This is a genomic window from Achromobacter sp. (genome assembly GCF_050285565.1).
GTDB lineage: Bacteria > Pseudomonadota > Gammaproteobacteria > Burkholderiales > Burkholderiaceae_B > Achromobacter.
Genome location: NZ_JBLZXG010000001.1, coordinates 405,238 through 416,746 on the forward strand (window position 1 = coordinate 405,238; position 11,509 = coordinate 416,746).

At 66.0% G+C, this 11,509-nt stretch carries 8 protein-coding genes and 3 tRNA genes; 6 read left to right on the forward strand and 5 right to left on the reverse strand.

Annotation, left to right across the window (positions count from 1 at the left end; all coding sequences use genetic code 11):
• Positions 1-28: 28 nt before the first annotated feature.
• Positions 29-673, forward strand: coding sequence for a maleylacetoacetate isomerase (gene maiA, locus ACN6O8_RS01790; protein WP_427989370.1), 645 nt, complete (start codon positions 29-31; stop codon positions 671-673).
• A gap of 66 nt (positions 674-739) precedes the next feature.
• Here maiA and ACN6O8_RS01795 read toward each other — a convergent pair whose 3' ends face one another.
• The 4 genes from ACN6O8_RS01795 to ACN6O8_RS01810 form a co-directional block, all read right to left on the reverse strand.
• On the reverse strand, positions 740-2,197 hold the full coding sequence (locus ACN6O8_RS01795) for a DegQ family serine endoprotease (protein ID WP_427989371.1): 1,458 nt from the start codon (positions 2,195-2,197) through the stop codon (positions 740-742).
• 64 nt (positions 2,198-2,261) lie between these two features.
• Positions 2,262-3,602 carry an ATP-binding protein gene (locus ACN6O8_RS01800; RefSeq protein WP_427989372.1) on the reverse strand — a complete coding sequence of 447 codons (1,341 nt, stop codon included), beginning with the start codon at positions 3,600-3,602 and terminating at the stop codon, positions 2,262-2,264.
• Positions 3,599-4,258 carry a response regulator gene (locus tag ACN6O8_RS01805; RefSeq protein ID WP_427989373.1) on the reverse strand — a complete coding sequence of 220 codons (660 nt, stop codon included), beginning with the start codon at positions 4,256-4,258 and terminating at the stop codon, positions 3,599-3,601. The genes ACN6O8_RS01800 and ACN6O8_RS01805 overlap by 4 nt, the downstream gene beginning before the upstream one ends.
• Before the next feature lie 178 nt (positions 4,259-4,436).
• Positions 4,437-4,512, reverse strand: a tRNA-Thr gene (locus ACN6O8_RS01810).
• A 211-nt stretch (positions 4,513-4,723) separates the two neighbouring features.
• On the opposite strand from ACN6O8_RS01810, the gene ACN6O8_RS01815 reads away from it, so the two are divergent.
• The 3 genes from ACN6O8_RS01815 (at position 4,724) to ACN6O8_RS01825 (ending at position 7,149) form a co-directional block, all read left to right on the forward strand.
• A tRNA-Asn gene (locus ACN6O8_RS01815) sits at positions 4,724-4,799 on the forward strand.
• A 332-nt stretch (positions 4,800-5,131) separates the two neighbouring features.
• Positions 5,132-6,139 (forward strand): CobW family GTP-binding protein, encoded by a 1,008-nt coding sequence (locus ACN6O8_RS01820; protein WP_427989374.1) that lies wholly within the window; start codon positions 5,132-5,134, stop codon positions 6,137-6,139.
• A 110-nt stretch (positions 6,140-6,249) separates the two neighbouring features.
• On the forward strand, positions 6,250-7,149 hold the full coding sequence (locus tag ACN6O8_RS01825; RefSeq protein WP_427989375.1) for a LysR family transcriptional regulator: 900 nt from the start codon (positions 6,250-6,252) through the stop codon (positions 7,147-7,149).
• Between the two features lie 1,050 nt (positions 7,150-8,199).
• Here ACN6O8_RS01825 and ACN6O8_RS01830 read toward each other — a convergent pair.
• Positions 8,200-8,276: transfer RNA gene (locus ACN6O8_RS01830), tRNA-Met, on the reverse strand.
• Between the two features lie 69 nt (positions 8,277-8,345).
• Here ACN6O8_RS01830 and scpB point away from each other — a divergent pair.
• Both scpB and rluB read left to right on the forward strand, forming a co-directional pair.
• The gene (gene scpB, locus ACN6O8_RS01835; RefSeq protein WP_427989584.1) at positions 8,346-9,542 is read left to right on the forward strand and encodes an SMC-Scp complex subunit ScpB; all 1,197 of its coding nucleotides are present in this window, start codon (positions 8,346-8,348) and stop codon (positions 9,540-9,542) included.
• Between the two features lie 35 nt (positions 9,543-9,577).
• Entirely contained in the window at positions 9,578-11,338 is a 1,761-nt protein-coding gene (rluB, locus tag ACN6O8_RS01840; protein WP_427989585.1) for a 23S rRNA pseudouridine(2605) synthase RluB, read from the forward strand.
• The last annotated feature ends 171 nt before the right edge of the window (positions 11,339-11,509 follow it).

An 11,509-nucleotide genomic window follows, 5' to 3' on the forward strand; every position in this document is an offset into this window, starting at 1 on the left:
CCTGACAAGAAAGAATCGAGGAGACTCCATGCAGTTGTACAGCTATTTCCGCAGCTCGGCCGCCTATCGCGTGCGCATCGCGCTGAACCTGAAGGGCCTGCCCTACGAATACTTGGCCGTGCACTTGCTGAAGGAGGGCGGCCAGCAGTTGTCGGCAGACTATCGCAAGGTCAACCCAACGGCGCTGGTGCCCACGCTGGTCGACGGCGACGCCGTGATCGGGCAGTCGCTGGCCATCATCGAGTACCTGGAAGAAACGCATCCGCAGGTGCCGCTGCTGCCGGCCGACGCGATCGGCCGCGCCCGCGTGCGCGACCTGGCGCTGGGCATCGCTTGCGATACCCATCCCCTGAACAACCTGCGCGTGTTGAAGTACCTGAAGCACACGCTGGGCGTGGACGAGGCCGCCAAGACCGCCTGGTACCAGCATTGGGTGCGCCAGGGGCTGGAAGCCCTGGAGGCGCAGTTGGCCGGTTCGGCCGCCACCGGCAGGTTCTGCCATGGCGACACGCCGACCATCGCCGACCTGTGCCTGGTGCCGCAGGTGGCCAATGCGCGCCGCTTCGAATGCGACCTGAGCGCCATGCCGACGGTGGTGCGCATCGACGCCGCTTGCCGCGAATTGCCCGCGTTCGACGCCGCCGCCCCGGCCAAGCAGCCCGACGCGGAATGACGCACGCGACGCCGGCCGGGATGTCGTCCCGGCCGGCGCCTGCGTGGCTGGCCCCTCGATCAGGGATCAGCCCAACTGCACGGGCACGAAGATCTTGTCTTCGCCGCGCTGCACCAGCAGCGCGACCGTCTTGCCCGCCTTGGATAGCGCGTCCTTGACCTGACCGATGTTGTGCACCGGCACGCCATTGAGCGACAGCAGCACGTCGCCTGGCTGGATGCCGGCCTTGGCTGCCGGGCCGGCCGACTGCTCGATCAACAGCCCCTGCGCGCCCGCGGCTTCCTGCTCCTGCGGCGAGAGCGGGCGCAGCGCCAGGCCCAGTTGCCCCTTCTGCACGTCGCGCGAGTCGCCCGCGGTCTGGGTGCTGTCCTTGGGCATGCCGCCCAGCGTCGCCACCACTTCCTTGGCGGCGCCGTTGCGCCAGAGATCCAAGGCGATCTTTTCGCCCGGCGAAGACAGCGTGATCAGCGAAGCGAGGTCGCCGGACGACACGATGGTCTTGCCATTGATCTTGCGCACCACGTCGCCGGGTTGCAGGCCGGCCTTCTCGGCCGCGCTGCCTTTCTCGACGCTCGATACCAGCGCACCGGTCGGCGTATCCAGCTTGAACGAATTGGCCAGGTCCTGGTTGACCTCCTGTACCGTCACGCCCAACCGCGCATGCCGCACCTTGCCGTGTTCCAGGATCTGATCCTTGATCTTGTAGGCGACATCGATGGGGATCGAGAAAGACAGACCCTGAAAGCCGCCGGTGCGGCTGTAGATCTGCGAGTTGATGCCGACCACCTCGCCGCGGTCATTGAACAGCGGGCCACCGGAGTTGCCGGGGTTGACGGCGACATCGGTCTGAATGAACGGCACCGAGGTGTCGTCCGGCAGCGAGCGGCCCTTGGCGCTGACGATGCCAGCGGTGGCGGTGTTTTCCAGGCCGTAGGGCGAGCCGATGGCCAGTACCCATTCGCCCACCTGCAGTTGGTTGACGTCGCCGATCTTCACCACCGGCAGGTTCTTGGCGTCGATCTTGATCACGGCCACGTCGGTTTGCGGGTCGGCGCCCAGCACCTTGGCGCGGTACTCGCGCCGATCGGTGAGTTTGACGGTGACCTCCTTGGCGCCTTGCACCACGTGGGCGTTGGTCAGGATGATGCCATCGCTGCTGATGATGAAACCCGAGCCTTCGCCACGGACCGGCACCTCGCGCGAGGGCATGCCGCCGCGCGCGCCGGGGATCTGGCCAAAGAACTGGGCGAAGGGGTCTTCGTCCTCGTCGGACACCTTGCGCGTGCCGCTGATGCTGATGTTGACCACGGCGGGCCCGTAGTCCCGCGTGATCTGCGCGAAGTTGGGGGCGCCCTGCATGGGGGCGCCCATGCTGCTGGCTGCCGGTGCGCTGGCCACGGCTGCCGGCGCGCTGGCGGCCATTGAAACGCCGCCAAACGTGGCGGCGACGCCCGCGCCGCCGATCGCGCCGGCGGCCAGCAGCGCCATTACCAGGCGCGAGGGTGTGATTTGCGAAGTCTTCATGTCGGCTCCTGCGTTCATGTGTGGGGACATGGCGCTATCTTCGGGCCTGACACTTAGGTGAATCTTAAATCGGGGCGGACTCGCGCGGGAAGGTGACCCTGGCCCGCAGGCCGCCGGCGGGCGCATCCTCGAGCGTGATCGTCGCAGCGTGGCGCTCGGCGATGGCGCGGGCGATCGCCAGCCCCAGGCCGCTGCCGTGCTGCGTGTTGCCTTCGAGCCGGTAGAAGCGGTCGAACACACGGCCGCGTTCCGCGGCCGGGATGCCGGGGCCATTGTCGTCGATCAGCAGCAGGGCCTGTCCGGCCTGGGTCTCGAGCCGGATGTCGATGTGGCCCCCGGCCGGCGTGTATTTGATGGCGTTGTCGAGCAGGTTGCGCGCCAGCAGCACCAGATCGTCGCGCCGTCCGCGTACCCGGGCTTGGGGCTCGCCGCGCAATTCCACGCCGATGTTCTTGGCGTTGGCGTCGGCCAGGGTTTCGGACAACGCCAACCGCACGACGTCGGCCAGATCCACTGGCTCGGCGGGGGCGGGTTCGGCGGCGTCCTCCTGGCGTGCCATGGACAGCAATTGCTCCACCAGCCGTGTGGCGCGCTCGATGCCCGCCGCCAGCCGTTGCTCGGCGACGCGGCGGCTGGCGTCATCGGAGGCGCGGCGCAACGATTGCAGTTGCAGGGTCAGCGCCGCCAGCGGCGAGCGTAGCTCGTGCGCGGCGTCGCCCACGAATTGCTTCTGCTGCGCGAAGGCGCCGCGCATTCGCTCCAGCAGCAGGTTCAGTTCCTGCATCAGTGGACGGATCTCGTCGGGCAGGTCGGGCACGTTGATGGGCGACAGGTCTTCGGGCCGGCGGTTGGCCACTTCGGCGCGGGCGCGCTTGACTGGCCGCAGCGACCAGCTCACCACGCACCAGACGATCAGCATCAGCAGCGGCGCCGCCGCCGCGGTCGGCGCCACCGTGCGCCAAGCCAGCGCGCCGGCCATGCGCTTGCGCACTTGCATGTCCTGCGCCACCTGGATCACCTGGAACGGCGTGGCCAGGGAGTAGACGCGATAGGTGCTGCCTTCGACCTCGGTGTCGGCAAAGCCCAGGATGATCTGGTCGGGCAGGGGACGGCGCGAGCGCGAATTGAATACGCGCACGCCGTCCGGTGTCCAGATCTGGATGATGAGGTCGTCGGCCATCGGCGTGGCCGAGCCCGTGGCATGGGAGGGGCCCATGCGCAACAGCCCGTCCCCCGTACCCAGCGACAGCGCGGTGCGCTGCAGCAGCGAGTCGAAGATGTCGTCGGCCTGCTGTAAGGTGCTGCGGTAGGCGATGGTGCCTTGCACCAGCGCGCCGACCGCGATCGCCGCCAGCAGGAAGAACAGCAACCGGGCCCGCAGCGAATAGCTAAGCGGAATGCTCATGTTTTGGGGATGACATAGCCGACGCCTCTGACGTTCTGGATCAGGTTCTGACCCAGTTTCTTGCGCAGGCCATGAATATAAACCTCAACCGCGTTACTGCTGACGCTGTCTTTCCAGCTGTACAGCTTTTCCTCGAGCTGGGCGCGCGAGAAGATCATGCCGGGGCGGGCGATGAGCGGTTCCAGCACCGCCCACTCGCGCGCGGTCAGCGGCACGGGGGTGCCGTCGACCGTGGCGGCGTGCGATTGTGGATCGATGGTGATGCCCTCGTGCTCGAACACCGGCTCGGCCCGACCGGCGCTGCGGCGGATCAGGGCGCGCATGCGGGCCAGCAGTTCGTCCAGGTCGTAGGGTTTGACGATGTAGTCGTCGGCGCCGGCATCCAGCCCGGCGATACGGTCGCTGACGGCGTCGCGGGCGGTGGCGATCAGCACGGGGGTGCGATCCTTGCGCGCGCGCAGGTCGCGCAGCAGCGTCAGGCCATCGCGGCGGGGCAGGCCGAGATCCAGCAGCACGAGGTCGTAGGGATCGGTGCGCAGGGCCAGTTCGGCCGCGTGGCCGTCCTTGACCCAGTCGACGGCGTAGTGCTCGGCACGCAGGCAGTCCAGCACGCTTTCACCGATCATGGTGTCGTCTTCGACGAGAAGGATGCGCATGATAGTCGTCGCCGTGAGGTGTCCAGCAGATTGGACGCGCGCGGCAAGGCGGGAGTTCCCGCCACCAACGGGGCGGCGCTGTGGGGCGGCGCGGGGGCAGCGATGGTAAGGCCGGATAGCCTGGCCTTTGCGGGCCGGAAATGAAAAAAGCAGCCCGAGCGGGCTGCTTTTTGAATTCTGGTGCCGGCAATAGGAGTCGAACCTACGACCTTCGCATTACGAATGCGCTGCTCTACCAACTGAGCTATGCCGGCAAGACCATTTGCTTCGTTTCCGGCAAGCCAGAACTTCGAGCAAAACATCTTTTCTTCGCAGTTCACACCCTGTTTATGGGGGCCTGATCTGGAAAGACCGAAATCATATCAGAGTTTTTTCGCAATGGGAAACCGGGCGCAAGGCTGGCGTGAAAAAACATCGGATTTGCACACTTCAAATTTTTCCTTCATAATCTCGTTTCTTAGCAGTTCCCCGATAGCTCAGTCGGTAGAGCGACGGACTGTTAATCCGCAGGTCGCTGGTTCGAGCCCAGCTCGGGGAGCCAAAGAATTCAGGGCCACTCACGCAAGTGAGTGGCCCTTTTGGTTTCTACACTTCGCTCGCTCGTTGCGGACACCTTCACGCCTATCCCTGCTTTCTTTATCGAATTTCCGCGCGGTTCCGGCAGGCTGTGCAGGCGGGTTTCGCCTCTATTTTAGTATGTAATAACATTTCTTTTGTTGTGGGGTTGGATGCGGGAGGAGTGGCCGGGCGTGGTACGTTCCAAGGGATGCTTCTGGCTGGCGACGCGGCCGGCGAGCGAATTGGCTACGATTCGGGAGCCGTTTCCCGTCTTGGGGGAGCAATAGCGAGGGCGGGGGCAGGCCCGTGAAAGGGATGGGGTTGGACAGCGACAAGCGCATCGGCGTGACGGTGATTTCGGGGTTCCTGGGCAGCGGCAAGACGACGCTGCTCAATCGCCTGCTGCATGAGCCGGCCTATGCCGACGCCGTGGTCATCGTCAATGAATATGGCGATGTCGGTGTGGATCATCACCTGGTGCGCCTGGCGCAGGACAACATCGTGTTGATCGAAGGAGGGTGTCTGTGCTGCGCGGTCAGTGGCGCAGTGACGGATACCCTGCGCGACCTGTTCATGCTGGCCCTGACGCGTCGCATCAAACCATTTCGCCGGGTAGTGATCGAGACCAGCGGCCTGGCGGATCCCGCGCCCGTGCTCTTCACGCTCAAGCACGACCGTTTCCTGGCCGAGCGTTATGCCTACCGAGGCGCTGTCGTGGTGGTGGATGCGCGGCACGGGCCGCGCCATCTGGAGGCGCGGCCGGAGGCCTTGCGGCAGCTGGCCCTGGCCGATACGGTCGTGTTCAGCAAGTCCGACCTGGTGGATGCGGCGCAGTTGCGTCATGTCGAGCAGCTCGTGGCCGCGATCAATCCGGGGGCGCGCCGCTGTGTCCAGCGCACCGACGCCCCGGTGGTGGAGGCGTTGCGCGAGGGGCCTGACACGCAGGCGCGGCGCGATGGCACTGACCTGGCGGGGTGGCTGCAGGCATTTGCCAAGCCGATGGCCGGGTGGCATGCCCAGGTGGCGAGCTTTTCGCTGGCGCTGACCGCGCCGATCGGGCGTGCTGCCTTCCTGGCCGGCGTGTCGCGCGTGCAGGAGCGCTTCGGGCAGGCGTTGTTGCGGATGAAGGGGTTGGTCTGTTTCGAGGGTGAGGTGCTGCCGTGCGAGGTGCACGGAGTGCATGGCGAACTCTACCCGATCCGACCGCTGTCGCAGTGGCCGGGCGATGAGCGGCTGTCACGGCTGGTGTGTATCGTCCAGGGCGTGGACGTGCACGAGGTGCGCGCGCTGGCGGCGGCCGCGTTGGGGCAGTTTCCAGTCTGAGCGCGCGTCGCCCCAGAGCCTGAAATGGTCTGGCACCTGTCCTGCAAGGCGCGGAAAGTGCACGGAAGTACGGTATAACCGCAGAGTCTGATGCAAAAATCGAGACAATCATGGACCGATTGAAAGCGATGCAGGTATTCGTCGAGGTCGCCGACAGGGGGAGCTTGTCGGCGGCGGCGGTTCATCTGGATATGTCACGGGCCATGGTGTCGCGTTACCTTGCGGAAATGGAGCAGTGGGTCGGGGTGCGTCTGCTGCATCGCACCACGCGGCGCCTGAGCCTGACGCCGGCCGGGGCCGAAACGCTGCCCCGCTGCCGCCAGATGCTCGACATGGTGGGCGACCTGCGCAACGCGGTGTCCACGCCCGAAGATACGCCGCGCGGCCTGTTGCGCATGACCACCAGCATGTCGTTCGGCTCGCGCCACCTGGCCAAGGTGGTCACCGACTACGTCAAGTTGCACCCCGGCACCTCGGTCGACCTGATGCTGGTCGAACGCGCGGTCAACCTGGTCGAGGAACGGGTCGATCTGGCGGTGCGCATCACCAATGACCTCGATCCCAACCTGATCGCGCGCAAGCTCGCGGTATGCCGCTCGGTGGTTTGCGCCTCGCCCGACTATCTGCGGCGCGAGGGCGAGCCGGCGCGGATCGAGGATCTTTCCCTGCGCAATTGCCTGACCCACTCCTATTTCGGCAAGAGCCTGTGGCGCTTCGAGCGCGAAGGTGTGCCGGTGGATGTGCCGGTCAGTGGCAACATCAGCGCCAACGAGGTGTCGGTGTTGTCGCAAGCGGCCCTGGAGGGGGCGGGTATTGCCATGTTGCCGACCTATTACGCCGCCGAATACGTGGCCCAAGGGCGTCTGAAGGCGATCCTGCCGCAGGCCCGGCCGCAGGAACTCGGTATTTATGGCGTTTATGCGTCGCGCCGGCAGATGCCCTTGATCCTGCGTTCGATGCTGGATTTCCTGGTGCAAAGGCTGGGCTCGGCGCCTTGGGATCAGTCCTAAGTGGCTCCAGGCTGAGTGCGATTCGCGCGCATCGCTTGAGGGTGGGGTATATAACGGTATAATTTGGCTGCTGCCTCGACGGGCCGGGCTTTGTGCATCAGGGCTTGGGCCAATGTCCGCCAGCATGTAGTCTCAGACATTCAAGAATCGTGGTTCCGGTGGGTGTGCCGGATTCCGGCTCGTGGCCGGTGTCGGCAAAACCGGGCGCCAGGAGCATCAGGGGAGGCGCGCCGGGTTGTTGTCCGGATGCTGACCGCAGGCGCGTGGCGCCGGTGGCCGTGCCTGAAGATTCAGGTTCTAGATATCGATTGCCGCAATATCGATTGCCGCGAAAAAAAAGCGCCAGGTAGTGGCGCGCTTCGCGGGCTCGTTGGCATGGTAGTCGGCATATTGAGCATACAAGGGCCCTGTTTGCCATATGCCTATGTGCCCATGCCCTGCGTGCCATGGACGCCAGCTTTTCCAGATTTTGCTTAAACGAATTTGTCGCTGACAGCATTTATCTCTTGCCGCGTTGTCGCTGACGGATTTCTCCCCGCCTAGCCCCGGGGGATGCACGCAGCCCATCTCGAATGGCGCGAATCTCGCCGCGCGAGCCCGCGGCGATTGGCGGCGGTTGGCAGCGATAGGCAGCGATTGGCAGTAAATACAGGATTCTCGTGAGAAATACGCAAACCAGCGCTGTCTGTAGCCGTTCTGCCCATGGCGTGGTCCGGGCGGCGGTGCGGATCGCTGTCTCGCGCCGTTCCCGCAATTTCCATCTTCCCCGCGTGTTTCGTGCTGCTGCCATGGTGCTGCTGCCATGGATGACTGTTCTGGTCATGGCGGCTCTGACTATGACCGCTCTGGCTGCGGGCGCTTCGGCGTCGGGCGCGTTGATGGCGGCCGCCTGGGTTTTTGTTGGTCTCTGTGGTGGTCTCTGTGCCGGCCTCTGCCTGGTCTGCCGCGAGCGGGCTTCGCGGCTGTCAATCCGGCTGTGGGCAATCCTGCGGGCAATCTGCCGGCCGCAAATGAAAAAGGCCCGGCGCATTCGCCAGGCCTTGATCAATTTGGTTGCGGGGGCAGGATTTGAACCTACGACCTTCGGGTTATGAGCCCGACGAGCTGCCAGACTGCTCCACCCCGCGTCTGAGAAAAGAATAATAGCCTTATTTTCAACCTAACGCAAGTTGGCCCTTTTTTGAATCTGAATGTCGATGAACGATAGCGAGGCGATACTCGTGCTGGAAACCGCGCTGCTCTGCGCGGTGCAGCCGATGCAACTTTCCGAAATGCGCAAGCTGTTCGGGGACGATGAACAATTCGACAACAGTGCGCTGCGCGCGTTGTTGGAAACGCTGCAGAACAACTGGGCCGATGGCGGGTTGGAGTTGGTGCAACTGGCGAGCGGATGGCGTTTTCAGAGTCGCCCGCACATGCAGCGCTACCTCGAGCGGCTCAATCCGGAAAAGCCGCCCAAGTATTCGCGCGCGGTGATGGAAACCCTGGCCATCGTGGCCTGGCGTCAGCCGGTGACGCGCGGCGACATTGAAGACATTCGTGGCGTGACGGTCTCGTCGAACATCGTCAAGGCGCTCGAAGACCGCGGCTGGATCGAGGTGATCGGCCATCGCGATGCGCCTGGCCGGCCGGCCCTGTTCGGCACCACGCGTCAATTCCTGGATGACCTGGGGTTGCGCGCGCTGGACGAATTGCCCGCGCTGGAGTCGGCGCATGCCGCCGCCGCGCTGGCGGGGCTGGATCTGGGCGAAGTGCAGCAACTGGCGCAGGCCGCGGAAGAAGGCGATGCGGCGGCGGCCGAAGGGGGGGATCGAGCCCGGTCGGACGAGGTTGTCGGGTCGCTGGCCGCGGCTGAGACGCTAGCGGATGAGGGGGGGCAATCCAATATTTCGATGACGGAATTGTCTGTTTCGAACGACGATGCCCCCGCCGCGGCTGGTGATAGCGTAGAATCCTCGCTTTCGCGCACAGAAGAAGACGCGATTCCCGCAGACGATTCCACCGTCCGGGCGCAAGCCGCAAGCTTGTCCGATGCGCCTTCCGCGGGCATCGGGAATGCCGGGCGCTTCGATGAAGCCGAGGCGCCGGGTGTGGATGTCGCCCAAGAGGCGCATGGCGGGTCGCCCGACCATCCCGCAGAGACTGGCAGTACCGACGCAGCCGCCGGATCCGGCGCCGCGGACGAAACTGTCGAGCACGCGGAAAGCGCGAAACCGACCGAACCGCTGGACAAGGCCGAACCGCTGGTGCCTGGCGCCAGGCCGTTCGAGCCTGATACCGGCTCCGCCGCGGCGGAGCCTGCCGAGCCGGATTCCGGTCAGCCTGAGGCTGATCGCGAGCCGGCGTCCCCCGATGACGATGTGCCTGCCTCCGGCAGGCCTCCCCAAGTTTGAAATTCGGAGCTGTCCCAGTGACAACGAATACCGCAATGCAGGACGACAACCCGCGTCCCGATGACGCCGTTTCCAATGGGCCGGCGGAAACCTCCGTCAGCCGCGAACCGGCCGCCGAGGGCGAGGCCCGCGGCCGTGGCCGCAAGCTGCGCACGCCGTTCCGTCGCCGTCGCGGCGACGCCGCCGAACAGGCGCCCGCGGCCGACGCGCAGGCCGCCGCCCCCGGCCAGGCTGATAACGCCGACAGCCGTGGTGGCGAGCAGGAAGCCGAGCAGGCGCTGTCGTACCTGGATACCGCCGATCGCATGGAGCAGCGGCTGGGCAAGTACCTGAACAGCGAAGCGGTCATGCCCAAGCTGCACAAGGTACTGGCCGACGCGGGCATCGGCTCGCGCCGCGAAATGGAAGAACTGATCGTGGCCGGCCGCGTGTCGGTCAACGGCGAGCCGGCGCACATCGGCCAGCGCGTGGCCCCGAATGACCAGGTGCGCGTCAATGGCAAGCCCATCATGCGCACCAACACCAAGAAGCCGCCGCGCGTGATCCTGTATCACAAGCCCGCGGGCGAGATCGTCAGTCATGATGATCCCGGCGGCCGCGCCAGCGTGTTTGCGCGCTTGCCCAAGCTGCGCACCGGCAAGTGGCTGTCGGTCGGTCGTCTCGACCTGAACACCGAGGGTCTGCTGATCTTCACCACCTCGGGCGACATGGCCAACCGCATCATGCACCCGCGCTACGGCACTGAACGTGAATACGCGGTGCGCGTGCTGGGCGAAATGGACGAGGCGCAGCGCCAGTCGCTGGTCGACGGCATCGAACTGGAAGACGGCCAGGCCGCGTTCGGCGCCCTCGACTATCTGGGGGGCGACGGCAGCAATCGCTGGTATCGCGTGACCTTGCAGGAGGGGCGCAACCGCGAAGTGCGGCGCATGTTCGAAGCGGTCGGTGTGACGGTCAGCCGGCTGATCCGCACGCGTTTTGGCGACGTGGTCCTGCCGCGCACGCTGCGCCGTGGTCGCTGGGAAGAACTCGATGCCTCGCTGGTTACCGCCTTGATGGTGCAGTTGGGCCTGTTGCGGGAAGACGACGAATCCGGCGGCAACCGCCGCCGCTCCAAGCAACCGCAGTCGCATGACAGCGCCTTGCCGCCGGGCTTTGGCACCATGGAGCGCAACGGCATGAACGGCGCTCGTATCGGGCGCCGCGGCAAGATCCAGGGCGGCCGGGTCGGCAGTGCCGGCCAGACGGCGGCTTGTCCGTCCGATCCCTTTGGAACCGGCTTGATGATTGCTGGTGGCTATGCCAATGGCCATCCGCTGGCTGGTGAGGCCAACGGCAACCGCAAGGGCGGCAAGTCCGGCGGTGGTGGCCGTGGCGCGGCGGGCGCGGGCGGCAACAAGGCTGCCGGGCGTGGTGCCGGTGGCAAGGCAGGAGGGGGCGGTGGCAAAGGGCGCGGTGTGCGCGCCGCGGCCGCCAACGGCCCGGTGGCCGCCACGGCGGAGGCCCCCGCGGGGGCCGGCCGCAAGCCGGCCGGCGCCAAGCCGGCAGGCAAGCCGGCGGGTGCGCGGGGTGGCAATGCCGGTCGCGCTGGCAAGCCGGCCGGCGCCGGTCGCGGTGGCAACAAGGCCGAAGGCCTGCGTGCCGGTGGTGGCAACAAGGGGCCCGGCGCTGGTGGCAAGCCGCGCGCGGCGCGTGGCGGGGCCGCACCACGCGGCGACGACTGGCAGCCGCGTGGCGCGTCGGCCCATGAATCGCGTCTCGGCGTGATGGGCGGTCGGGGTGGCCGGGGGCGTTAAACCGTCACCTTGAGGCGGCGTCCCGGGGCGCCGCCGGCCCGATGTGTCCCAGATAAACGTAAGCCCTCGACGAATCAGGCGTTTTTCTGGTTTATCTGGTAAAATCAATGGTTTTCATGGCTTCGCGTTCGTTGCGCGTTCCCTGGTTCGCGCCCCCGGTTTTGCCGTCTG

Excerpts from the sequence above, each read along its gene's own strand:
- ACN6O8_RS01825 (WP_427989375.1), top strand. The coding sequence starts at position 6,250 with ATGGACCGATTGAAAGCGATGCAGGTATTCGTCGAGGTCGCCGACAGG.
- maiA (WP_427989370.1), top strand. The coding sequence starts at position 29 with ATGCAGTTGTACAGCTATTTCCGCAGCTCGGCCGCCTATCGCGTGCGC.
- ACN6O8_RS01795 (WP_427989371.1), bottom strand. The coding sequence starts at position 2,197 with ATGAAGACTTCGCAAATCACACCCTCGCGCCTGGTAATGGCGCTGCTG.
- scpB (WP_427989584.1), top strand. The coding sequence starts at position 8,346 with ATGAACGATAGCGAGGCGATACTCGTGCTGGAAACCGCGCTGCTCTGC.
- ACN6O8_RS01800 (WP_427989372.1), bottom strand. The coding sequence starts at position 3,602 with ATGAGCATTCCGCTTAGCTATTCGCTGCGGGCCCGGTTGCTGTTCTTC.
- rluB (WP_427989585.1), top strand. The coding sequence starts at position 9,578 with ATGCAGGACGACAACCCGCGTCCCGATGACGCCGTTTCCAATGGGCCG.
- ACN6O8_RS01820 (WP_427989374.1), top strand. The coding sequence starts at position 5,132 with ATGGGGTTGGACAGCGACAAGCGCATCGGCGTGACGGTGATTTCGGGG.
- ACN6O8_RS01805 (WP_427989373.1), bottom strand. The coding sequence starts at position 4,258 with ATGCGCATCCTTCTCGTCGAAGACGACACCATGATCGGTGAAAGCGTG.